The organism is Micromonospora sp. WMMD730 (assembly GCF_049178955.1).
GTDB classification, from domain to species: Bacteria; Actinomycetota; Actinomycetes; order Mycobacteriales; family Micromonosporaceae; genus Micromonospora; species Micromonospora wenchangensis.
The window spans coordinates 2178289-2200632 of sequence record NZ_JBMHML010000002.1 but is presented as its reverse complement, the minus strand read 5'-3'; the positions used below and the strand labels follow the sequence as shown (position 1 = coordinate 2200632).

20 protein-coding genes are annotated in these 22344 nt (G+C 71.6%); 7 read left to right on the top strand and 13 right to left on the bottom strand.

The annotated features are described in order from the left end of the window. Positions 1-39 precede the first annotated feature (39 nt). Positions 40-1494, bottom strand: a complete 1455-nt coding sequence (locus ACN265_RS09860) for a DHA2 family efflux MFS transporter permease subunit (RefSeq protein ID WP_421407001.1) — start codon at positions 1492-1494, stop codon at positions 40-42. A gap of 78 nt (positions 1495-1572) precedes the next feature. Between ACN265_RS09860 and ACN265_RS09855 the strand changes: the two genes are divergently transcribed. Next, the gene (locus ACN265_RS09855; RefSeq protein ID WP_421406998.1) at positions 1573-2031 is read left to right on the top strand and encodes a MarR family winged helix-turn-helix transcriptional regulator; all 459 of its coding nucleotides are present in this window, start codon (positions 1573-1575) and stop codon (positions 2029-2031) included. 87 nt (positions 2032-2118) lie between these two features. On the opposite strand, the gene ACN265_RS09850 is transcribed toward ACN265_RS09855, so the two are convergent. The 6 genes from ACN265_RS09850 to ACN265_RS09825 form a co-directional block, all read right to left on the bottom strand. Further along, positions 2119-3021 (bottom strand): ABC transporter substrate-binding protein, encoded by a 903-nt coding sequence (locus ACN265_RS09850; protein WP_421406996.1) that lies wholly within the window; start codon positions 3019-3021, stop codon positions 2119-2121. A 37-nt stretch (positions 3022-3058) separates the two neighbouring features. After that, on the bottom strand, positions 3059-4546 hold the full coding sequence (locus tag ACN265_RS09845) for an MFS transporter (protein ID WP_421406993.1): 1488 nt from the start codon (positions 4544-4546) through the stop codon (positions 3059-3061). 7 nt (positions 4547-4553) lie between these two features. Continuing rightward, positions 4554-5570 carry an ABC transporter substrate-binding protein gene (locus ACN265_RS09840; protein ID WP_421406991.1) on the bottom strand — a complete coding sequence of 339 codons (1017 nt, stop codon included), beginning with the start codon at positions 5568-5570 and terminating at the stop codon, positions 4554-4556. Between the two features lie 87 nt (positions 5571-5657). Then, a complete protein-coding gene (locus tag ACN265_RS09835) occupies positions 5658-6380 on the bottom strand; it encodes an ABC transporter ATP-binding protein (RefSeq protein WP_421406989.1) in 723 nt (240 codons plus the stop codon). After that, positions 6377-7231, bottom strand: coding sequence for an ABC transporter permease (locus tag ACN265_RS09830; RefSeq protein WP_420116450.1), 855 nt, complete (start codon positions 7229-7231; stop codon positions 6377-6379). Before ACN265_RS09830 ends, ACN265_RS09835 begins: the two co-directional genes overlap by 4 nt. A gap of 320 nt (positions 7232-7551) precedes the next feature. Continuing rightward, positions 7552-9594, bottom strand: coding sequence for a cellulose binding domain-containing protein (locus ACN265_RS09825; RefSeq protein WP_421406987.1), 2043 nt, complete (start codon positions 9592-9594; stop codon positions 7552-7554). 224 nt (positions 9595-9818) lie between these two features. Here ACN265_RS09825 and ACN265_RS09820 point away from each other — a divergent pair, with 224 nt between their 5' ends. Together ACN265_RS09820 and ACN265_RS09815 are read left to right on the top strand one after the other, a co-directional pair. After that, complete coding sequence (locus ACN265_RS09820) at positions 9819-11096, top strand: LacI family DNA-binding transcriptional regulator (protein WP_421406985.1); 1278 nt, start codon at positions 9819-9821, stop codon at positions 11094-11096. 162 nt (positions 11097-11258) lie between these two features. Continuing rightward, positions 11259-12119 (top strand): NADP-dependent oxidoreductase, encoded by an 861-nt coding sequence (locus ACN265_RS09815; RefSeq protein ID WP_421411441.1) that lies wholly within the window; start codon positions 11259-11261, stop codon positions 12117-12119. A gap of 124 nt (positions 12120-12243) precedes the next feature. Here ACN265_RS09815 and ACN265_RS09810 read toward each other — a convergent pair whose 3' ends face one another. Then, on the bottom strand, positions 12244-12939 hold the full coding sequence (locus tag ACN265_RS09810) for a response regulator transcription factor (protein ID WP_421406983.1): 696 nt from the start codon (positions 12937-12939) through the stop codon (positions 12244-12246). Positions 12940-13344: 405 nt separating this feature from the next. On the opposite strand from ACN265_RS09810, the gene ACN265_RS09805 reads away from it, so the two are divergent. Beyond that, positions 13345-14250, top strand: a complete 906-nt coding sequence (locus ACN265_RS09805) for a ScbA/BarX family gamma-butyrolactone biosynthesis protein (RefSeq protein ID WP_421406981.1) — start codon at positions 13345-13347, stop codon at positions 14248-14250. Here ACN265_RS09805 and ACN265_RS09800 read toward each other — a convergent pair. Further along, positions 14237-14881, bottom strand: a complete 645-nt coding sequence (locus ACN265_RS09800; RefSeq protein WP_421406979.1) for a ScbR family autoregulator-binding transcription factor — start codon at positions 14879-14881, stop codon at positions 14237-14239. The genes ACN265_RS09805 and ACN265_RS09800 overlap by 14 nt on opposite strands. Before the next feature lie 88 nt (positions 14882-14969). Here ACN265_RS09800 and ACN265_RS09795 point away from each other — a divergent pair, with 88 nt between their 5' ends. Next, positions 14970-15920: an NAD-dependent epimerase/dehydratase family protein gene (locus ACN265_RS09795; protein ID WP_421406978.1), complete on the top strand. Its 951-nt coding sequence runs from the start codon at positions 14970-14972 to the stop codon at positions 15918-15920. A gap of 22 nt (positions 15921-15942) precedes the next feature. Further along, positions 15943-16575 (top strand): NAD(P)-dependent oxidoreductase, encoded by a 633-nt coding sequence (locus ACN265_RS09790; protein WP_421406976.1) that lies wholly within the window; start codon positions 15943-15945, stop codon positions 16573-16575. Between the two features lie 99 nt (positions 16576-16674). Here ACN265_RS09790 and ACN265_RS09785 read toward each other — a convergent pair whose 3' ends face one another. The 4 genes from ACN265_RS09785 to ACN265_RS09770 are packed head-to-tail and all read right to left on the bottom strand — an operon-like array spanning position 16675 to position 21389. After that, a complete protein-coding gene (locus ACN265_RS09785) occupies positions 16675-18171 on the bottom strand; it encodes an alpha,alpha-trehalose-phosphate synthase (UDP-forming) (RefSeq protein WP_421406974.1) in 1497 nt (498 codons plus the stop codon). A gap of 7 nt (positions 18172-18178) precedes the next feature. Beyond that, positions 18179-18862 (bottom strand): HAD family hydrolase, encoded by a 684-nt coding sequence (locus ACN265_RS09780; protein ID WP_421406972.1) that lies wholly within the window; start codon positions 18860-18862, stop codon positions 18179-18181. Then, a complete protein-coding gene (locus tag ACN265_RS09775; RefSeq protein ID WP_421406970.1) occupies positions 18859-20055 on the bottom strand; it encodes an MFS transporter in 1197 nt (398 codons plus the stop codon). The genes ACN265_RS09780 and ACN265_RS09775 overlap by 4 nt, the downstream gene beginning before the upstream one ends. Further along, entirely contained in the window at positions 20052-21389 is a 1338-nt protein-coding gene (locus tag ACN265_RS09770) for a polysaccharide biosynthesis protein (protein ID WP_421406969.1), read from the bottom strand. Before ACN265_RS09770 ends, ACN265_RS09775 begins: the two co-directional genes overlap by 4 nt. Before the next feature lie 281 nt (positions 21390-21670). Here ACN265_RS09770 and ACN265_RS09765 point away from each other — a divergent pair, with 281 nt between their 5' ends. After that, positions 21671-22342, top strand: a complete 672-nt coding sequence (locus ACN265_RS09765) for a response regulator transcription factor (RefSeq protein ID WP_421406967.1) — start codon at positions 21671-21673, stop codon at positions 22340-22342. Positions 22343-22344 lie beyond the last annotated feature (2 nt).

Genomic DNA, 22344 nt, shown 5'->3' with positions numbered 1-22344 from the left:
GACCTCCTGATCGGTGGGATGTGCCCGGTGGGGTTCCGGTCACCGGGCCTGTGCACGTCGGGCGCGTCGTTGCGCCCGGTGCAGCCGGGCGGCGAGGACGAGGGCGACCAGCGCCATGCCGGTCAGCCACCGGAAGGTGACCCGGAAGGCCGCGGCGACCTCGGCGTCGGAGCCGGCGTCGGCCAGCGCGCCGGCAAGCGCCACCGCGCACAGCGCGCTGCCGAGCGCACCGCCGACCCGGGACAGGGTGTTCACCTGCGAACTGGCGTCCGACATCTGGTCGGGCCGCACCCGGGCCAGCGCGGCGGAGACGACGGGTGACCCGGCCAGCGCCAGACCGACACCCCGGACAACCTGGAGTGCCTCGACGAGCACCAGGTCGGGGTCGGCCGGCAGCAGCGTCATCGGAATCGTGCCGACCACGACGACCATCAGGCCGACCAGGGCCACGACGCCGCCACCGTGCTCGTCGGCCAACCGGCCGGCGAGGGGAAAGGTCACCGCGGCACCGAGGCTGAACGCCATCAGCAGCAGCCCGGTGTCGACGATGTCCCGGCCCGTCCCGAGTTGGAAGTAGAGCGGCATCACGATCAGCCCACCGAACAGGGCGGCACCGGAGAAGACGATGGTGCCCGCCGCGGCGGCGTAGACGGGGTCCCGGGCCAGGCGTAGGTCCATCAACGGCTCGTCGGCGCGCAGCGACCGGTGGACGAAGAGCGCCATCGCGACGAGCGCGGCCACCAGGGGCACCAGCACCGGCGGCGCGAGCAGTTCGCCGTGGTCCATCGCCCGGGTGACGGCGTAGGTGAGCAACGGCAGCCCGAGTGCGACCAGCAGCAGGGCCGGCAGGTCGAGCCGGCCGGCCCGGCCGGCCTCGCCGCGTGGGACCACCCGCAGGGCCAGCAGCAGTCCGACGATCCCGATCGGCACGTTGACCAGGAACATCCAGTGCCAGGAGAGGTTGTCGATGAGCAGGGCGCCGATGATCGGCCCGAAGGCCGGGGCCAGGATCGACGGGACGCTGGCGACGGCGATGACCCGACCCATCCGCTCCCGGCCGGCGGCTTGGCCGAGGATGGCCATTCCGGCGGGGATGAGCAGTCCGCCGGTGAGCCCCTGGAGCACCCGGGCGACGACGAGCATGTCGGCGCTGCGGGCGAGTGCGCACAGTGCGGAGGTGAGCGTGAACCCGGCCAGCGACCATAGCCAGAGCCGGCCGGGCCCGATCCGCCGGCTGAGCCAGCCGCAGACCGGCAGCGTCGCGGCGAGTGCCAGCAGGTAGCCGCTGTTGATCCATTGCGCCTCGGTCAACGATGCGCCCAGGTCGCGCCCGATGACCTCGATGCCGACGTTGACCAGCGAGGTGTCGATGCCGGTCAGCACCGAGCCCGAGGCGAGGACGACCACGAGCCACCACACCGGGGCCGGCACCGCCGTGGTGGGGACACGTCCCGTCGCGGAGGCCGGGTCGGCGTTCCCGCCGGCTGCCGCCACCTCCGACCCGAGAATTGTTGGACCTCCAACGATATCAGTGATATCGTTGGAGGTCCAACGTTTAGGTACACTGGGCGGATGACAGAGCGCAGCGAACCGACACCGGGAGCGCCACCGGCCCGGCTGCCGCGGCTGACCAGCTGGCTGCTCCACCACGCGGCGGCCCGCGCCAATCGGGTCGTCACCCGGCACCTGGACCGACCCGCCGACCGGATGCGGCACGCCATCCTCGCCGCGCTCGACGAGTTCGGCGGCATCAGCCAGGCGGACCTGTGCCGCCGGCTCGGCATCGACCGGGGCGACGCCGTCGACACGCTCAACGCGATGGCGGCCGAGGGGCTGCTGCGCCGAGAGCCGGACCCGGCGGACCGACGTCGCAACGTCGTCCACATCACCGCCGCCGGGACCGCCCGGATGCGCGAGCTGGACGACCTGGTCGACGCGGCCCAGGACGAACTGCTCAGCGGATTCACCCCGGCCGAACGCGCCCGGCTCAGCCGCCTCCTGCACCGCCTGGTCGACCTGCCGCCGGGCTGACCGGCAGGCCACCGACGGCTCGGCCGCGTCCAGCGGGTGCCGGGCCGACCCGGACGTCGTCGGCCGGGCCGGCCCCCGACACCCCGGTCAGACCGTGACGACCCGGTTGTCCACGATGGAGGTGAACGTCGACTCGGGGGTGATCAGACCCCACTTCACCATCCACCGGTAGGTGCGCTCGAACTCGGCCTCCGGGTACGGCTGCGGGTCGACGTAGCGCAACCGGCCCAGCCGGAAGTCCGCCGGCTCCAGCTTCACCAGGTCCTCGGGCACCTCGGCGACGAAGTGGTGCAGGTACGGCCGGATGTCCTCGTTGATCTTCGCAACGGCCCGGCGGACGGCCCGGTCGACGGCGGCGAAGGTCGCCGGGTCGACGTCGGCGCTGGCGATCTCCGAGCCGACGTAGAACGCCTCGGTGATCAGCACGTAGCCGAGCTTCTCGGCCGCGGTGGTCCACGGCTCCATCAGCGCCACCGCGTCGATCTCGCCGTCGCGCAGTTTGCGGAACCGTTCGGTCGGTCCGCCGGCGTGCACCACCTTGATCTCGTCGGGGTCCAGGAAGCCCTCCAGGGACTGGATGGCCAGGTAGTGCGAGCCGTGGTGGAAGTTGACCCCGACGGTCCGGCCGGCCAGCCCCTGCGGGTGCTTGATGCCGGAGTCGGGCCGTACGAAGATCGCCTGGCTGGCCACCGAGGCCCGCTTGGCGATGATCTGGCCGCCGCGCCCGCTGTCGTGGGAGCGGCGGATCTGCCCCCACTCGCAGGCCCGGTAGAGGGAGACGTCGCCGCTCTCGAACGGTGTGGAGATGCCGCCGAACGAGCTGACGAGTTCGTGCTCCTCGATCGGCTTGAGCACCGCGTCGTACGAGCCGGGGGCGACCAGTTCCAGGTCGATGCCCTCCTCGGCGAAGTAGCCGTGCTCCAGGCCGACGAGGTACGGCAGGGTGAAGATGGCGCCGCTGCGGACGCTCCTGACCTTGGTGAGTGCCACCGTGGTGGTCCTTTCCGTACTGGTGTCGTGCTGTGCGTTATCGGGCGGGTGTGGCGGTCGGTGCTGCCGTCGGGGCGTCCTCGATCCCCACCACCTCCTCTCCCGGGGTCGGGTCGGACGGCGGTCGCAACAGCCGCCACGTCGCGTACGCGCAGGACGCGGCGGTGGCCGCGACGAGCCCGTACGCGACGCGCAGGGCGATGGTGAAGTCGTCGCCCGCCTCGGCGGCGACCCGGGCGACGTCGTCGGTCGACTGGCCGGTCAGGGCCAGCACGGACACCACCACCGCGCCGAGGACGGCGACGCCGAGGTTGGTGCCGATCTGCCGGGAGGCGCTGGTGATGGCGCTGGCCACCCCGGCCCGGTCGCGGGGCAGGCTGTTCACGGCGGTGTTGGTGGCCGGCGGGTTGACCAGGCCCATGCCGGCGCCGAGCAGGAGGTAGCCGACGAGCAGCGGGGCCAGGCCCGCGTCGGTGGTGACGGTCAGGGCGAGCAGGGTCATCGACGCCACGAACGACAGGTGCCCGACGGTGGCGGGCAGCCGGCCGCCGTGCCGGCCGACGATCCGGCCGGAGACGTTGGCGAGCACGAGTGTGCCGAGGGTGGTCGGCAGGGTGAGCAGGCCGGTGGCCAGCGGGCTGAACCCGCGGACCTGTTGCAGGTAGAACGTGTTGACGAAGGTGAACCCGCCCAGCACCAGGTACGCCACGACCGCCGTGAGCACCGCGCCGCGCAGCGCGGGGATCGCCAGGTGGCGCGGGTCGAGCACCGGGTCGGGGCGGCGGCGGGCCGCCGGCAGGTAGCCGACGGCGGCGGCGACCGCCACGGCCACGGCGACCAGGACCGGGCCGGTCGACCAGCCCCGGGTGGGGCCGTCGATCAGGGCGAACGTGAAGCCGACCAGGACCAGGGCGGCCAGGGTGTTGCCCAGCGCGTCGAGGCGGCGGGGCGGGCCGTCCACCACGCCCGGCGGCAGCAGCCGGGTGCCCAGGTAGAGCAGCGCCGCGCCGCCGACGCTCACGGCGAACAGGCTGCGCCAGCCGGCGGCCTGCACCAGTACCCCGCCGACCAGGGGCCCGCAGGCGGCCGACACCCCGGCCGTCGCGCTCCAGGTGCCCAGCGCCCGGCCGCGCCGTACCGCGTCGGGGAACAGGTTGGCGATGAGGGCGAGGGCGGGCGGGGCCATCAACGCTCCCCCGACCCCCTGCACGCCCCGGGCGGCGATCAGGGCGGGCGCGTGCGGGGCCACCCCGCACAGCACCGATCCCGCCGCGAACACCAGCAGCCCGACCCGGAACACCCGCCGCCGCCCGTACCGGTCGGCGACCGCACCGCAGAGCAGGGTGAGGCTGGCCCGGACCAGCGCGTTGCCCGTCGCCACCCACTGCAACCCGGTCGTGCTCAGCCGCAGTTCGCGGTGCACCGACGGCAGGGCCAGGTTCAGCGCCGCGCCGTCGAGGACGCCGAGGAACAGCGTCCCGCAGCACACCAGCAGGGCGGCGCGGCTGCGCCAGGGCAGGGACATCGCCGGGTCAGAGCTTCTCGTACACCGGCTTGGCGGCCCGCTTCTTCAGCACGCCGACCTCGACCGCCAGGTCGATCTGCTTCTCCAGGTTGGCGAAGACGGTGTCGTCCCACACGTCGGCGTAGACCGGGGCCAGCCGCTCCGGCAGCAGTTCGATCGCCTTCTTCTCCTCGGCGGGGACGCCGTAGTCGGCGTGGTACTTCCCGATCAGGGTCGGGTCCTTCTTGATCAGCCGCCAGGCCTCCAGGGTGAAGTCGACGTACGCCTTCGCGGTCTCCCGGTTGGCGGCCAGCCAGTCGCGGCGTACGGCGGTGCCGTTGAGGAACAGCGGGCTGCTGTCGCCGGTGCCGGTGCGCCACAGCTCGTCGACGGAGGCGAGCTGCCGGTTGCCGGAGCCGACCAGGCGGGTGGCGTTGGGTTCGATGGCGATGATCGCGTCGAGGTCGCCGCGCTCGTACAGGGCGAGGTTGGCGATGGGCTGCCCGGTGAACAGCTTGAACTCCCTGTCGAAGCGGATGCCGTTGACGGCCGAGGCGAGCGCCGCCGCCCGGTAGGTGTCGCTGCTGGGTGGCTGTACGCCCACCTTCCTGCCCTTGAGGTCGGCGATGCTCTGGTAGGGGCTGTCGGCCGGGACGATCCAGCGGCCGTGGTTCCACAGCGACGGCCCGACGATGACCACGTCGTGGCCGCTGGTGTTCACTTCGGTCGCGCCCAGCGGGCCGAAGGCGTAGATGTCGAGCACGCCGGTGAGCAGCTGCTCCTGCCCCGCGCCGGGGCCGCCGCCGGCCCTGCGGTCGAGGCGGAGGCCGTGCTTGGCCTCCAGGCCGAACTGCTCGGCCACGGAGTCGCGGATCGCCCCCGCCGTGCCGGGGCTGCGGGGCTGCACCTTGGCGCTGCGGGTGCCGCCGGCGGCGGCCGGTTCGTCGGCGCCGCAGGCGCTCAGCAGGGTGGCCGCGCCGGCGCCGCCGGCGAGGAGCCCGGCGGCACGCAGCAGGGATCGTCGGGTGAGGGGTGTCGTGGACACGGGGGTTCCTTCCAGATGGTTCAGGGGTGCCCCGGCTCGCGGGGTGTGGGCGGCGGACCGGTGGCAGCGCCGTCGGGTGGGGCGGGTTCAGGTGAGGGCGGCGACGATGCGGCGGTGCACGTCGAACAGGTCCGGGTCCTCGGGGCTCCGGGGGCGCGGGCGGTCGATGCGGTACTCCCCGACCACCTCGGCGGGACGTCCGCCGAGCACCACCACCCGGTCGGCGAGGAACGCGGCCTCCAGCGCGTTGTGGGTGACCAGCAGGCCGGTGCGCGGGGTCCGCAGCCAGAGTTGTTGCAGCAGCAGCCGCAGGCGGCGGGCGGTCAGCTCGTCCAGCGCGCTGAACGGCTCGTCGAGCAGCAGCACCTCGGGGCGGACGACGAACGCGCGGGCCACGGCGACGCGCTGGCGCTGCCCGCCGGAGAGCACCGACGGGTACGACCTGGCGTAGTCGGTCAGGCCGACGGCGTCGAGGATCGGGGCGACCTCGGCGGTGTCGACGCCGGCCGCCGTCGCGGCGAGCCGCACGTTGGTCTCGACGGACGTCCAGTCCAGCAGCCGGGGCTGCTGGAACACCATGCCGAGGCGGGGTCGCCCGCCGCTGGTGGAGACGGTGCCCGCGTCGGCACGTTCCAGGCCGGCGATCAGGTGCATCAGGGTGGTCTTGCCGGTGCCGGAGCCGCCGACCACGGCGACGAGTTCGTCGGGCGCGAGGGTGAGGGAGAAGTCGCGGAAGATCTGCTGCCGTTCGCCGGTGCGCCGGCTGGTGAACGCCTTGTCGACCCCGTCGAGGCTGATCCGGACGCTCATCGCAGCGCCACCCGCCGCCAGCGCACCGCCCGGCGTTCCAGGGTCTGCAGCAGCCCGTACTCGATGGCGGCCATGACCAGGGCGAAGGCGACGGTCCAGGCGAGCACCCCGGCCACGTTGTGCTGGGAGAACTCCAGGTTGAGCTGGTAGCCGACGCCGTCGGCGAGGCCGAAGATCTCCACCAGCACGATGACCTTCCAGGCCATCGCGATGCCCAGCCGCGCCCCGGTGAACAGGTCGGGGACGATGGCGGGCAGCCACACGTAGCGCAGTCGGGTCAGCGCGTCGAACCGGTAGACGTGGGCCATCTCGCCCAGCGCCGGGTCGACCGAGCGGACGCCCTGGGCGACGTTGATGGTCAGCGCGGGGGCTGCCGCGAGGGCCACGGTGAGGATCGGGTTGAGCAGGCTCACCCCGAACCAGATCACGCACAGCAGGGCCTTGACCAGGCCGGGGGTGGCCAGTCCGATGAGGACGGCAGGCTCCAGGAAGCGGCGTAGCCACTCGCTGCGGCCCATCGCGATACCGGCGGCGACGGAGACGACGAACGCCGCCGCGAAGCCGAGCGCGACGCGGGTGAGGGTGACCCGGACGTTCTCCCACAGCGCGCCGCTGGCGGCGATGTCGACCAGGTTGCGGGCGATGTCGCCGAGGCCGGGGATCAGGGCGCTGCCGGAGGCGCGTGCCATGAGCTGCCAGCCGGCCGCGAGCAGGCCGACGAGCAGCAGCGCGGGCAGGGGCCGGGTGAGGCGCGCGGCGACGCCGGTGACGGGTGGGCGGTCCGGCGGTGCGGGCGACCGCCCGCCGCCGAGCACGACCTCCTCGACGCCGACGGGGTGCGTGACGGTCATCGACATCCCATCCTTCGGTACGTGGGCCGCGTCGCTCCCGACGCTGGCAAGCCAGTGACCAGCACGACAACGCCAGCCTCTACATTTCCTATGCTGCCGATAGGATTAGTAGGCTTGCAATATCGTCCCATCTGACGGGATGCATCTTGTGGAGTAGTTGGCCGAGCGCAACGGGTAACCGTCACCGACCGGGGCGTCCAGGGTCCGGCCGCCGGTCGGGCCGCCCGTCGGGGTGACCGGGCCCGGCGTGCACGCACGAACGGCCGGTGTGACCGCAGCTCCGAGGGGAGGCGGTCACACCGGCCGGTGCGACGGTCGCGTCAGGAGACGGCGCAGCTGACCCCGTTGAGGGTGAAGGAGTCGGGCCGACCGGTGTTGCCGGTGTGGGTGGCCTGGAAGCCGATGTCGGTGGACTCGCCGGCCGCCAGCGTCGCGTTGTACGAGACGTTGCGGGCGGAGACCTGGCCGCCGGCGCCGGTGTAGGTGGCGTTCCAGCCGTTGGTGAGCGTCTGCCCGGTGGGCAGGGTGAACGCCAGGGTCCACCCGTTGATCGCCGACGTGCCACGGTTGGTGATGCGGATGCTGGCGGTGAACCCGTCGTTCCAGGAGTTCATCGTGTAGCCCACCGCGCAGTCGCCGGACTGGCCCGGCGGCGTGGTCGGCGGCGGCGTGGTGGGGGGCGGCGTCGTCGGGGGCGGGGTGGTGGGCGGCGGGGTGGTGGGCGGCGGGGTGGTCGGGGGCGGGGTGGTCGGCGGCGCCGTGGCGAAGGTGATGTTCGCGACGTAGGAGTTGATGTTCCAACTCGCGTCCGCGTCGGTCTGGCTGGTGACCGGTCGACCCTGGACGGTGAAGTTGGTGAAGTGCACGCCGCTGATGTTGACGGTCGAGGACCGTCCGTGCAGGTTGACGACCTTCTTCACGTCCGATGAGATGTTGGTGAAGTAGGCGTTGCGGATCGTCGAGGTGTTCTTCACCGTCCGCCAGGACGGCGGACGGTCCTCCTGCAGGTCGATCAGGCTGTCGGTCTGTTCGACCCGGACGTCCTCCCACCGGGTGTTGGACACGACGGCGGTGTCGACCGCGTCGATCACCATCGAGCGTCCCGCCTTCACCACGTCGATGTCGCGGAAGACGATCCCGTCCATCGACGTTCCCTCGGTCTTGGTGCCGATCTTCGCGCAGGCGGAGTTGCTGTAGCAGACGACGTGCTCGTGCACGACGTTCCTGGTGTTGACCGTGCCGCTGTTGGCGAACTCGTTCTTGGTCGCCATGTTGTCGTCGCCCGTGTAGAGGAACGCGTTCGACAGCAGGCTGTTGGTCGACTCGTCGAAGTCCACGCCGTCGGTGTTGTTGTAACCCGACGTGGGCCGGCAGTTGATCAGCTTGTAGTTCCGGATGGTGACCCTGTCGCTGCGGTAGACGAGCGTGTTCCAGTAGCTGGAGTCGCGGACGGTGACGCCGTCGACCAGGATGTCGGAGCTCTCCTCGATCTTCAGCACGGCCAGGTTGATGCCCTGGGCCCGCAGGTACTTGCCGTTGCCGTCGATGACCCCACGGCCCAGCAGTTTCGCGTTGCGCACCTGGTACATCCGCAGCGAGGCGTGCTGCATGCCCTCGATGTTCACCCCGCCGCTGCCGGTGTTGAAGTCCGCCTTCTGGTTCGAGCCGTAGAGGACCGCACCGGCGGCCAGGTAGAGGGTCATGTTGCTCCTCATCCACAGCTCACCTACCTGGTACCGGCCCGGCGGCACGTACAGGACGTTGCGGGTGGCCCCGGATGCGGCGTTGATGGCACTCTGGATCTTGGAGGTGACCAGCGTCCCCCCGGTGTTGTCGACGCCGTAGTCGGCCAGGTTCTTGACGTCGGCGTCGCCCACCTGCGGCGCGTCCGCCTCGGGCGCGTCGATCAGGACGAACAGCAGCTCCTTGGCGTCGAACTGGACGATCAGGTAGTTGGGGCCGCTGGTGAAGCTGATCGTGTTGCCGCTGCGGGCGACGGCGAGTTTCCGGCTCTTGGGGCTGACGGTGTACGAACTGAAGCCCTCGGCGACGGTGACCGAGAACTGGGCGGTCCCCGCCGCCGCCATCGAGCAGTGCGCGTAGTGCACCTGCATCTCCGGGGCGTACTTGGTCATCTTCTCGACGAACAGCGGGGTGGCGTCCGCCGTGACGGTGTAGAGCGTGCTCGTCGTCGCGCCGCGCAGGGCGGGATCGGCGACGCAGCCGCCGGCGGCCGCACCGGACGAGTCGTTCGCGGCTGCCGCGGTCGCACCGTGGACCGGTGCAACCACCGCGCCGGTCGCGACACCACCGACGGCGAGGAGAGCGATCGTTGCCCAGATCGCGAGGCGTCTGTTCTTCATGGGGACCCTTCTCGGGGGATGGACCGGGTGCGCCCGGACGACCGCCTGCCACAGGCGGACCGGCGTCGGCGCGCGACCTCCGGCGTGGGGCGGGACCCGCTCCGGTCCCGACGGGCCCTTCCGTGTCGTTCGCCGCGCGCCCGGTTTCTTCGCAGCGGGGACACGGAGCAGGAAACGGGCCCCGACAAGAAACATTTCCACAGCGGACGCTACGCCTGACATGGATGTTCGTCAATGACAGGCAGGTTTCTGATGGGAAACTATCGGATCGAAACTCTGAAACTTTCCATCGACCGCGCCGATGCGACGCCGGTCCGACCCGCGAGGTGAACCACTGTCGACCGCCGCCACCTGTCCCCCTCGCGCCGACCGCCGGCCTGGGCGGCGGACCCGATACGCTCGCCCCGACGGCCGGCGTCCGCCCGGGGCGGCTTGCGCCGGCCGGACCCGCGCACCGGCAGGAAGGGGGACCGGGCATGTCGTCGAGGCGCTCGGCAGCCGACCCACCGCGGCCGGTGACCATCTCCCACATCGCCAGGACGGCCGGCGTGTCCGTGCCGACCGTGTCGAAGGTGATCAACGGCCGGACCGGGGTGGCGCCGGGCACCCGGGCCCGGGTCGAGTCGTTGATCAGCGAGTACGGCTACCGCAAGTCCGGTCCACCGGCCGGCGGCACCACCATCGAGCTGGTCTTCGAGCAGAGCGGGGACCTGCCGGGCATCGAGATCATCCAGGGCGTCCAGCAGGTCGCCCGCGAGCGCCAGCTCGGTGTGGTGCTGTCCGGATCCGGCCCCGACGACGACCCGGGGCGGTACTGGCTCGACCACGCGATGTCGCGCCGTTCCCTCGGTGTGGTGGCCGTCGGGCAGCTCGACGCCGACGCGTGGGACCGGCTCCGCCGGCACGCGATCCCCTTCGTGGTCGTCGACCCCAGCGGCGAGCTGTCCGAGGACGTGCCGTTCGTCGGGGCGACGAACTGGTCGGGTGGTCGGGCGGCCACTCGGCACCTGCTCCGCCTGGGGCACCGCCGCATCGCGGCGGTCACCGGACCCGACCACGTGCTGTCCCGCCGGGCGCGCTTCGACGGCCACCGGTCCGCGCTGGAGGAAGCCGGCCACACCGGGCAGCCGGCGCTCGTGACCCGGCAGGACCTGACCCGGGAGGGCGGCCGGTCGGCCGCCCGCGACCTGCTGGCCCGTCCGGACCGGCCGACCGCGGTCGTCACCGGCAACGACCTGCAGGCGGTGGGCGTCTACCAGGCTGCGCGGGCAGCCGGCCTGCGCATCCCGGAGGATCTCAGCGTCATCGGCTTCGACGACCTGCCCGTCGCCGCCCAGTTGGACCCGCCGCTGACCACGGTCCACCGGCCGCTGGGCCAGATGGCGGTCACCGCCACCGGGATGGTGCTCGCGCTAAGCCGGGGCGAGCGGCCCGCGCAGACCGGGATCGAGCTGGCCACGACGCTTGCGGTACGGCACAGCACCGCTCCGCCCACCGCCTGACAGCGCACCGGCCGCACCTCCACGGTCGCCGGTCCCGCATGATCGCCCCCTGCGACATATGGTGGTGGCGTCGACAGTCGCGGGATCAGGGAAGGAAGCGCGGTGACGAAGCACTACCGGGCCGTCGCGTTCTTCGAGTTCGGCGAGCCCGAGGTGCTGCGGATGATCGAACGGCCGGTCGAAGCGCCTGCGTACGGCCAGGTTCGCATCATTGTCCGCGCGGCCGGGGTGAACCCGCTCGACTGGAAACTACGCAGCGGGAAGGCTCCGTTCATCCGGGTCGACTTCCCCGTCGTGCCCGGCGGGGAGGTCGCCGGCGTCGTCGACGCGGTGGGGCCGGGCGTGACCCGCTTCGCCGTCGGCGACGAGGTCCTCGGAACCACAGGTGTCGGTGGGTACGCGGAGCAGGTCCTCGCCCCCGCCGACACGATGGCCGCCAAGCCGGCCGGACTCCCGTGGGACGTCGCCGGCGGACTGCCGATCGCGTCCAACACCGCCGCGTACGCGCTCGGCGAACTCGGCCTCACCGCAGGTGAGACGCTCCTGATCGACGCAGCGGCCGGCGGTGTGGGCACCGTGGCCGGCCAACTCGCGCTCCGCGCCGGGGCCAACGTCATCGGTACGGCAAGTGAGGCCAACCACGAGTATCTGCGCCTGCTCGGGATCCAGCCGGTCACCTACGGCGAAGGACTGGCCGAACGGCTCCGGTCGATCGCACCCGCAGGAGTCGACGCGGCGCTGGACGCGTCCGGACGCGGCGGCCTGCCGACCCTCGTCGCGGCCGCCGGCGGCCCACAGCGGGTGCTCACCATCGCCGATCCCGATGCACAGCAACACGGCGTCCGGTTCATGTCCACCGGCTCCGCCGGTGCCGCGGAGCGGATCGCCGTCGCGGCGACGCTCGCGGCGCAGGGCCTGCTACGTCTGGCGATCGCCGGCACCTACCGACTCGGGGAGGCCGTCGAGGCGCAGCGGGTGAGCGAGCAGGGCCATGTGCGCGGCAAGCTCGTCATCATGCCCTGAGGACCTCCCGGCGGGACGCCACCGGTCTCCGGGCCGCCCCGGACGGGGTGGGCAGTGGCCGGCGGGGGAACGCGGGAGCACGGCATTCCCCCGGCTGGCCCGGCCACCCGGCGCGACGGTTCGTTCAGGAGGCGAGGGCGTGCGCCGCACCGAAGCCGAAGCGGAACCCGACACCCCGCACGGTGATGATCGAACCAGCCGTCCCGATCTTCTGGCGCAGGGTGCCCACATGGGTGTCCAGCGTCCGACTGGCCCGCGACGACCGCCGGGCCACGGCGGCGCCGTCCTGCCAGACCCGGGCCATCAACTCCTCCCGGGTGAACACCCGGTCAGGGTTGGAGGCGAGCAGATACAGCAGGTCGAACTCTTTGCGGGTCAGTGCGAGCGGGTGCAGACCCACGGCGACCTGGCGCAGGGCCGGGTCGATCCGCAGCGCCCCGTACTGCAGTATCCCGCCGTCGCGGGCCGGATAGGTGCGGCGGAGCAGTGCCTCCATGCGGGCGGCCAGCTCGCGCAGCCCGTACGGCTTACCCATGCAGTCGTCCGCCCCGGCCTGTAGGCCCAGCACCCGGTCGGCCTCGCTGTTGCCGGTGGAGAAGGCGATTATCGGGATGTCGCCCGCCGCACGGATGTGCCGGCACACGTCGAGTCCGTCGATGTCAGGCAGGTCCAGGCCGAGCAGGATCAGGTCGCTGTCCTCGAAGGAGGAGAGCGCCTCCCGCCCGCTGTGCACCGGTGTGGCGCGACAGCCCAGGCGGCGCGCACAGCCGACGAGCCGGTCCGCCGCGAAACCGTCGTGCTCAACCGCAAGTACGTGCATGTGGCTCCCCCGGTTCATGCGAAACGACAACTCGGCGGTCTCGACCGGCACGTCGGCGCGCCGGACGGCGTACTGATGGAACCTCGGGGGACGACGCCCCGGTTCTCCATAAGAAACCGACCGACCCGTTTCGTCAAACCGGAATTGTGGATCGCTGATAACTCCTCGTCACCGCCGACAAGGGGTGCGTCAGCGAGCGGTCGACAAATTTGCCTGGATAAATAGGCAAAGATTGGGTCAATCTCGACCGGCAGACCGAACCAAAGACATCGATGGTGATAAACGTCACACCGACCATAACAGCCCGCCTGGTATCTTTTTCTCCTGCCAGTCGGCCGACTACGGGGGTCCGGTCATGACCGATGCGTCTGCTGCAGAGCTTCGCAGGGACACGGCGGCGATCCGATGAAGCTGTCTTACGACTCCACGGTCCCCCGTCAGTTGGTGCACCGGTCAGCCGTCGCCGAGGTCCTGCTCACCGACTGGCAGCAGACGGGGGCAACCACGTTCGTCCTCGCCGCGCAGTGGCCGCGAGGGCACTCCTTCTACGGCGTACGGGACGGCCAGTTCGACCCGCTGCTGGCCGCCGAGACGATCCGGCAAGCCGGGATCCTGCTGGCGCACGTCGGCTTCGAGGTGCCGCAGAGCTGCTTCTTCCTCATGCAACGACTGGCCTTCGGCTGCGTACCCGAGCAGCTGCACGCGGCGGACGAACCGTTTGATCTGGTCCTCACCGTCGAGGTCGGCGCGGTGCTCCGCCGGGCGTGCACGATCGGCGGCATGCGTATCGACGTCACGCTGCGACACGGCGGAGACCTGGTCGGCGAGGGCAGCGGATGGCTGCGCTGCGTCTCGCCGGCGACGTACGAGCGGCTGCGCTGGGGTGGCCAGGCCAGAGCGGTGGGCCCGCCGCCGGTGGTGACCCCGGCGGACCCCGCGTCGGTCGGGCGTCAACACCCCGCCGATGTGGTGGTCGGACCGGCGGACCCGCAGGGCACCCGCCAACTCCGGGTTCCCCTGCACCATCCGGTCCTGTTCGACCACCCCCTGGACCACGTGCCCGGGATGTTGGCGTTCGAGGCGATGCGGCAGGCCGCGCTGGCGGCGACCGGTCGGCCGGGCGCCCTGGTGGTCGGCGCGGACGCGACCTTCCCCGCCTTCCTGGAGCTGGACCGCGAATGCACCCTGGTGGTGCGGTCGGTGACCGCCGCACCCGACCGACAGCTGGTCAACCTCCACTTCATCCAGGATGGAGCCGTCGCCGTCCATGGTGAGGTGGCTCTTCCCACTGAACGGTTCAGCCGTCGATGAGTTCCTTGTGGACCACGACCAGGTAGTTCAGGTAGTAGTGCAGCCGCTTGGACAACACCAGGCCGGGCAGGACGATCTGCCAGAGATCTACCATGCGGTCGGGAAGGTTGCGCCGCTCGTTGAGGACCTGGGCAACCAGCTGGAGACCCGTGAAGGAGCTGACGATGAACTTCGCGAACCGGTCCAGCTCGACGCTGGTACGGACGTCGCGCTCTGCCGTCGCGCGCTCGAGCAGGCTGGCGACGATCGTGATCCAGTCGAGGTACGGGTCGGGCAGTGGACGCTGGAAGGTGCCCTGTTCCAGGGTGAGTCGGATGCCTCCGCGCACCAGTGGGTGTTCGACGAGCTGGATGGAGAGGCTGAACGACATCCGGATCAGCGCCTCCAGGGCAGGGTCGTCATCGACGAAGGACCGGGCGTGTTCAGTCCAGATGGCATGCTGCTCCTGCACCACCGCGTGCGCCAACTCCTCTTTGGAAGAGAAGTGGAAGTAGAGTGACCCCTTGGTCACCCCGGCGTGGGCGATGATGTCGCCAAGGCTGGTGGCACCGTACCCGTAACGGTCGAAGAGGTCCGCAGCAGCCTTGATGATGGTGGACCTCGTCATCTCGGCACGTGCCTGCCTCGCCATGGTACACCCCCCTCTGAAAGAAACCGGTCGTTCGGTATTTTCTCGGACACACACCTCGCACCGCAAGCCTTAATCGACAGGAAACATCATGGTGAAAGGCACGAAACGCCGTGTACTCCTCACCGGAGCCACCGGGTTCATCGGCTCGGCGATCCACCGCGGCCTCACCCTGGCCGGCCTACCGGACATCCGCCGGCTACTGCGCAGGGACGACCCGGCCACGCCGGTCGACCCGGCGCGGGCCGTCCGTGGCGATCTGACCGACCCCGCTTCACTGCACGGGATCTGCGACGGCGTCGAGGTGGTCGTCCACGCCGCCTCCTACATCGGTGCGGATCCACGACGCAACCGGGAGGTCAACCACCTGGGCACCTGCCACCTGCTCGCCGAGGCCGCACGGGCCGACGTCCGGCACGTCCTCTACATCAGCACTGCGGCCGTCTACGGCACCGGCCCGCACCAGGGGCCGGCCGAGGGCGTCCTTGCCCCGGCCCCGGGCTCCCCCACCAGCGCCAGCCGGGCGGCCGCCGAGGGGGAGGTTCTCGCCCACGGGGGAAGCGTGCTACGCCCCCACCTCGTCTACGGTCCCGGCGACCGATGGGTCGTGCCCACGCTCGCGACCCTGCTGCGCTGGCTGCCCGGTTGGATAGACGGGGGCCGGCCCCGGCTGTCGATGATCGGCGTGCACGACCTGGCACGGTTGGTCGTCGCGTTGGTCTCCACCACACCCGCCCCGCGCGGGCGGGTCTACCACGCCAACCATCCCGACCCGGTCACCGTCCACGCCGCTGGTGAAGCGCTCGCCCGACACCTCGGGACCCGACTGCCCACCGGTGACGTGTCGGCGGCCGAACTCGCGAACCTGGCGCTTCCGCCGGGCCTGCGACGGCGGCAACTCGACCTGATCTCCATGGACCACTGGTACGCCTCGGACCGGGTGTGGGCCGCGACCGGCTGCAGACCCGGCGCTGCCTTCCCGAACGACCTCGCCCACGCGTTGCAGTGGTATCCAGACCTCGCCGCGCGTCACCGTACCTGACCCTCAACGCAGGGAGTGAAGCATGCATCTGGCCGTGTTCGGTGCGACCGGAGGAACCGGGACGCTGGTGGTCGAGCAGGCGCTTGCCGGCGGTCACACGGTGACCGCGGTCGTCCGACGGGACTGGCCCGGTCCGCGTCACCGGCGGCTGCGGGTGGCTGTCGCGGACGCGCTCGACCCGGCATCACTACCGCCTGCCCTCGCCGGGGCGGACGTGGTGCTCTCCGCACTCGGCTCCGCGCAGGCCCGCCGCCCCACGCGGGTGTACTCGGCAGGGGCCACCGCGATCCTGACGGCGATGCGGGACCTCCACATCCGACGGCTGGTGGCCGTCACGGCCCTGCCGATCGCCCCCGTCGCCGGGCAGGACCTGCTGCACCGCCGGCTGGTTCACCCGCTCCTGCACCGGTTCTTCGGCGGCGCCTACGAGGACATGCGCCGGATGGAGGCCGTCCTGCATGCCAGCGACAGTGACTGGACGGTGTTCCGTCCGCCCTACCTGCGCGACGGCCCGGCCACCGGCACCTGGCGCTTCGCCGTCGATGCCCCACTGCCCCGTGCCTGGACGCTGCGCCGCGCGGACCTGGCCGCCGCCATGCTGGCGGCGGCAGGTGACGACCGGCTCGTCCGCCGGTCGGTGAACCTGGCAGCCTGAGCGGACGTCGCGCCGGACCCGGTCTCCGACGGCACCGGTCGGGATGCCCCCGGGTCCGGCGCAGCGGGCTGTGGAGCATCGCCGGCAGGTGGTGCCGTGTCACGGCCCGTACGGCGAACCCGCCGACGCGCCGGCGTAGTCCGCGCCGCCCGTGCCCGACCGACCGGGCAGCGCGGCCAGATCGGCGAGTACGGCGTCGAGCCATCCCCGGGGCGGCATGGCGCCCGACGCCTCGCGCAGGCCGTGCAGCCACTCCCGACGACGCGACGACGGCAGGTTCAGCGCGGTAGCGAGGGCCCGGGTCAGTTGCCCGACGTCGCCGGGGTCGACGGTCAGCGCGTACGGCGACAACTCGTCGGCGGCACCGGCATCCCGGGAGAGGATCAGCACTCCGTCGCGGGTGTTGACCGCGGCGCCCTCCTTCGCCACGAGGTTCATCCCGTCCCGCCAGGAGTTGACCACCAGGACGTCGGCGCGGGCCAGCACCGCCAACCCCCGGTCGAGGTTGTTGCGCGCGTCGAGGACCACCGGTGGCCGGGCCGCAGTCAGATAGCGCCCGTTGACCGCAGTCACCGCCGCGGCGACGTCGGCGGCGTACTCGCGGTAGGCCGGAAGCGAGCTGCGCGACTCGTAGGCGAGGACATAGTGGACCACCCGGTCGACCAGCTCGGGGCGGGCCCGTAGCAACTCGCCGAACGCTTCGATGCCGCGCACCGCGTTCTTGGCCGGTTCCATCCGCTCGACCCGGGCCACCAGCGTACGGCCAGCGACGATCTCGTCGAGCCGTGCCGCCTCGGCACGGGCGGGGCTTCCCGCGGTGCGTTCCCGCAGCCGGGAGACGTCGACCCCGACCGGATAGACACGCACCGACACCGTACGCCCGGGCAGGTGCACCTCGCTGCGGGCCGGGTCGATGGCGTACCCGAGGTCGGCGCAGGAGTCGAGGAACGCCCGGGCCCAGCGCGGCGTCAGGAAGGCGAGCAGGTCGGCGCCGAGCATGCCATGGATCAGCGACCGGGCGGCCTGCTCCGGCAGTCGCTGGAAGTGGGCGAGGTCGGCCCACGGACACATGGTGAAGTGGGCGGTCCGCACGTCCGGACGCCGCTGCCGAAGCTGCGACGGTGCCAGCGCCAGGTGGTAGTCCTGCAGAAGCACGGCGGCACCCGGCGCGGCGGCGCGGGCACAGGCGGCGGCGAATTCGTCGTTGACCCGCTCGTAGTCCCGCCAGGCGGCCTCCCAGGCGGGGTCGGGTCCCGCAACGGGCAGGTGATGGTGCAGGAACCAGAGCGTCTCGGTGCCGATCGTGCCGTAGTAGGCGGCATAGGCCCGGGGGTCGAGGTCGAGATATCGGACGGCCACCACCCCGTCCGGCAGGTCGACCGCGGTGGGTTCGGCGGTCGACGCCGCGCGGCGGGCCACGATCCGGTCGCCGTCGGTACGCGCACCGGCGATCCAGACGCCCTCACCGCCGGCGAGCACCGGTGTGAGCACGGCGATCAGGCCGCCCTCGCCACGGTGGTAGCTGATAATCCCGTTCGGGTCGGCGCGGAAGTCGACCGGGCCCCGGTTGGAGGCGATGACGAGTGCGTGTGGCATGGGTAGGTCATTTCCTTGGAAGAGGCACGGCCGACAGGACTTGGCTCAGGCCACGGGGGGACGGATGCGGCGAGGCTGCGGGCAGCAGGCGTACGGCGATGCCCACCGACAGTGCCCCCGCGTCGGCGTGTGGATCGTCGCCGACCATCACCGTGCGGGCGGGGTCGGCGGCCAGTGCGTCGAGCGCGATGCGGAACAGCTCGGGGCCAGGCTTGGCGCACCCGTGTTCGCAGGACAGTGCGTAGGCGTCGACGAGATCGGCGAGGCCGGCCCGACGGAACGCCCGGCGCAGGTCCCAGCCGCAGTTGCTGACCACACCGACCCGTACGCCGTGGTCGCGCAGCGTCCGCAGGACCGGTCCGGTGTCGTGATACGGCAGCCAGCGCGCCGGGTCGGTGATGCAGTCGTGGAACGCGTCGGCCAGGACCGGGTCGACACCGGGCACCTCGACGGCGGTCGCCACCCAGCCGGCGCGGTGCTCGGTCGTGGACAGATCGCACCGCACCCGCGTCCGCAGGCCGGCCGGACTCTCGGCGTACGCGAGGATCCGGCGCCCCAGCACCTCTGCCCGGGACACCGCGAGCCGGCGCCCCCGCCGCCCGGCGCTGGCGGCGAAGGCCGGACCGTCGACGACCCGTAGCGGGTCGAACAGTGTGCCCGAGAAGTCGAACAGCACGGTGTCGGTGGTCACGGCCGGTTGTCCCGGGAGCGGGAGACCGCCAGGGCGGTGCCGGCGTTGAGGGCGAATGCCGCGACTGCCACGCCGGTCAAGCCGGCGACGTCGAGCAGGGGCGCGGCGAGAAAGGTGCCGAGAACGGCAGCGGTCCCCATGATGATCTCACCGAGGTCCTCGGCCCACCGCCGCGACCCTTCCCGGGTGCGGGCCAGCAGCAGCACCGTACCGCTGACCAGCTGCATGTTCCATGCCAGCCCGAGTATGAGCAGGAACCCGGCCGCCGGTACGCCGAGCTGCGGCCGACCGGCGGTCAGACCAGCACCGAGCGCGCTACCGGCGGACAGGACCGCTCCGGCCACGGCCACCGGGACGGCCCGGAAGACCTCGCAGAGCCGGGCGGTGACCGGAGAGAAGCCGAACATCGCCGCCACGTGCAGACTTACCACTGCGCCCACGGTGCCCAGGCCCCAGCCGTGGTGGTGCATGGCCGGTGGGGCGACCGCCATCATCGTCACCATCGTCGCGTTCGCGCCGCCGAGCACCAGTACCGGCACGGGTGGCAGCCCGATGCGGGCGGCGGGGGTCGACCGGGGTTCGGCTTCCTCCGGCGGCGTCGTGGGCACCGGGAGGCGGGCGACGAGCAGGGCGGCGACACCGAAGGCGGGCACGGCCAGCAGGTAGAGACCCGCCGAGGCGGGTAGCCCGGCCGCCGAGGCGAGGCCGCCGGCAGGTCCGAGCAGGTTGGGGCCGAGCACCGCGCCGACCGAGGCCGCGGTGAGCGCCGCGGCCACCGCGCGGGTTCGTGCCTCGGGCGGGACCAGGTCGGCGGCGGCGTAGCGACCGAACATGACGGCCGTGTTGCCACCGCCGAGCAGCGCGTTGCCGGCCAGGATGAGGGGCAGGTCGGCCAACCGGGCGCCCCCCACCACGGTGACCGCACCGACGACCGCCGTCAGCAGCCCGAGCAGGAGTCCGGCCTTCCGGCTGCGCCAGCGCATGGCCGCGCCGACCGGCAGCACCGCCACCGTGGCACCCAGCGCGATGGCTCCCAGCGGCAGGGTGGCCGCTGCGGTCGAGCCGGTGAGGTCGGTGGCGAGTATCCCGCCGGCCGAGCCGCCTGCGGCCATGCCGACCGCGGCCACCGCCTGCGCCGCGTAGAGCAGAACCGGTGTCGTGGTTCGGGAAGGCTGTCGGGTGTCGACGGTCACGAGGAGTGCACCCGCTGGGTCAAGCCCGCGAAGCGCCGGAGCATGTCGTCCATCCTGCGGTGATTGGGGTTCATCGTCGGTCGGTGTGCGGCGGTCAGCCCGGTGATGCGGTGCAGGACCGCCGGGGAGGTCGTCTGCGCGGTCGCCTCCAGCAACGCCCACGCCGCCGACTGGAAGACCTCGCGCACCGCGTGGTCGTCGGGCGGGGCACACCGGCGTTCCGCCTCGGCGAGGAAGGAGTCGAAGGCTGGGCTGTCGGCGGCGCGCACCGGGATCATGTCGACCGCCGGCGACAGGCTCTCCCCGGCCTCGTGGGCCTCGATCGCGTTGATCAGCGGACTGACGTCGCCGGCGACTGCCGGATCGTAGAGTCCCGGGTAGGGCGCCTGCTCGTAGCCGGGGTCGTAACCGGCGACGTACAGCGGTGAGTCGCTGCCGGACTCCTGGATGATGCCGAGGGCCAGGTCGAGCAGGCTCACCGGCCAGCCGAGGTCGCGGATCATGAACATCCGCAGCTCGCTGGCCGGACGGTGCGTCGACTCGGCAAGGGCGACCAGCATCAACTGGGCCGACTCCTTGGCTGACTGGACGTAGAACACGGTCTCGGCTGAATGCAGCCGCAGCGGCAGCCCGAGATGACAGGCGCTGCGGAAGCGGTTCAGCACGATCGAGTTGTCCACCACGTGCGTGAAACGGACCCCCGTGCAGCGCACCCGACCGCGCGCGGCCGTCCGGCACAGGAGGTATTCGCCCATCCGCTTCGACTCGGCGTAGACGTCGTCGGTCCACGGCCGCAGGGCCTTGCCGGTGGAGGCGTAGACCAGGTCGCGGACACCGGCGCGCTCGGCGGCCTCGGCGACGTTGCGCGTGCCCAGCACGTTCGTACGAACGGTCAGAGCGGCCTCCGTCTCGGCCCGGCCGGGGTCACGCTGGGCGGCCAGGTGGAAAACCACGTCCGGCCGCACCTCCCGCAGGCAGTCCTCGGTCCTGCGACGGTCGCCGACGTCGAGGTGCAGGTAGCGGACGCCGGTGACACTGTGGGACGGCGGTGTGTTGGCAGCGCTCATGAGCACCGCCGGCTGCAGGAACGCCAGAGTGCGCAGAAGCTCGGTGCCGATGCACCCGCTACCACCGGTCACCAGCACCCGCCGGCCGCGGATCGCGGCCCGTACCTGCTGCTCGGGCACCGGAATGCCGCGATCCTGGACCGACAGGTAGCGGGCCAGTTCGGCGGGACTGTCCACCTGCGCCGCCATCAACTGCCCGGTCAGCCGACGAAGTCTGTCCAGTTCCTCCCCGACGGGCGTCCGCCCAGGCGGTACGACCTGCGTCATCCGGCCCAGTGTGTCCCGCACACTCAACATCATCATCTCCCCGTCACAGCGGTTCACGCCAAAAAACGCGACCGAGCGGCCCACGGGAAACGCTACGAGCGCCATCTTCATCAATCAAGTCAAATTGGTGAACTTTGCAGTCAGTTGACGCTCATTTTGCTTTGAGCACATCAACGAATATGCCCGCCGTCACCAGATCACATTGCTATGCCGGCCTCTTCGAATCGGGCATACTCAGAGTCAACGCATCGACTCTTATTGCTATCGGGGGAGTTTTCACCATGCGCGTCCTCGTCGTACAGGACGATCTCGCCGGCCGCCGTCACCTCGTATACCGGCTGGAACAGCACGGATATCAGGCATGGGGTACCGGCACCGGCAGGTCGGCCCTGCAACAGCACCACCGGGTGGATCTGGTGGTGCTCGACATGGACGTACCCGACATCGACGGCCTGCGGGTCTGCGCCGCGATCCGCCAGGAGTCGGACACGCCGATCATCGCGCTCACCGGGCACGGCACCGAGGTCGACCGCGTGCTGGCATTCTGGGCCGGCTGCGACGACTGCCTCGACAAGCCGTTCGGCGCCGAAGAACTGCTGGCCCGGGTCGATGCCGTGCTACGACGACTGCGTCCGGCCCCGGACGCCGACACCATCACGCACGGCCCCCTGCACATCGACGTGGCCAGGCGCGAGGCCCGGCTCGACAACCGGGCGCTCGCCCTGACCCGTAAGGAATTCGACCTGCTCAGTCTGTTGGCCGCCCGCCCCGGGGTCGTGTTCAGCCGTCGGGAACTGCGCGCCCGGGTGTGGTGCGACAGCACCACGACCACCGGTCGGACCATCGACACGCACGTCAACAGCCTGCGAGCCAAGCTGGGCGACACCAGGTGGATCGTCACCGTGCGGGGCGTAGGTTTCCAGCTCGGTCGCGGTTTCAGCGCTGAGACCTGAGC

Bases quoted from the DNA above. Each gene is read 5' to 3' on its own strand.
- ACN265_RS09855 (WP_421406998.1), top strand. From the start codon at position 1,573: ATGACAGAGCGCAGCGAACCGACACCGGGAGCGCCACCGGCCCGGCTG.
- ACN265_RS09845 (WP_421406993.1), bottom strand. From the start codon at position 4,546: ATGTCCCTGCCCTGGCGCAGCCGCGCCGCCCTGCTGGTGTGCTGCGGG.
- ACN265_RS09835 (WP_421406989.1), bottom strand. From the start codon at position 6,380: ATGAGCGTCCGGATCAGCCTCGACGGGGTCGACAAGGCGTTCACCAGC.
- ACN265_RS09830 (WP_420116450.1), bottom strand. From the start codon at position 7,231: ATGACCGTCACGCACCCCGTCGGCGTCGAGGAGGTCGTGCTCGGCGGC.
- ACN265_RS09825 (WP_421406987.1), bottom strand. From the start codon at position 9,594: ATGAAGAACAGACGCCTCGCGATCTGGGCAACGATCGCTCTCCTCGCC.
- ACN265_RS09820 (WP_421406985.1), top strand. From the start codon at position 9,819: ATGTTCGTCAATGACAGGCAGGTTTCTGATGGGAAACTATCGGATCGA.
- ACN265_RS09815 (WP_421411441.1), top strand. From the start codon at position 11,259: ATGATCGAACGGCCGGTCGAAGCGCCTGCGTACGGCCAGGTTCGCATC.
- ACN265_RS09810 (WP_421406983.1), bottom strand. From the start codon at position 12,939: ATGCACGTACTTGCGGTTGAGCACGACGGTTTCGCGGCGGACCGGCTC.
- ACN265_RS09805 (WP_421406981.1), top strand. From the start codon at position 13,345: ATGAAGCTGTCTTACGACTCCACGGTCCCCCGTCAGTTGGTGCACCGG.
- ACN265_RS09800 (WP_421406979.1), bottom strand. From the start codon at position 14,881: ATGGCGAGGCAGGCACGTGCCGAGATGACGAGGTCCACCATCATCAAG.
- ACN265_RS09795 (WP_421406978.1), top strand. From the start codon at position 14,970: ATGGTGAAAGGCACGAAACGCCGTGTACTCCTCACCGGAGCCACCGGG.
- ACN265_RS09790 (WP_421406976.1), top strand. From the start codon at position 15,943: ATGCATCTGGCCGTGTTCGGTGCGACCGGAGGAACCGGGACGCTGGTG.
- ACN265_RS09785 (WP_421406974.1), bottom strand. From the start codon at position 18,171: ATGCCACACGCACTCGTCATCGCCTCCAACCGGGGCCCGGTCGACTTC.
- ACN265_RS09770 (WP_421406969.1), bottom strand. From the start codon at position 21,389: ATGACGCAGGTCGTACCGCCTGGGCGGACGCCCGTCGGGGAGGAACTG.
- ACN265_RS09765 (WP_421406967.1), top strand. From the start codon at position 21,671: ATGCGCGTCCTCGTCGTACAGGACGATCTCGCCGGCCGCCGTCACCTC.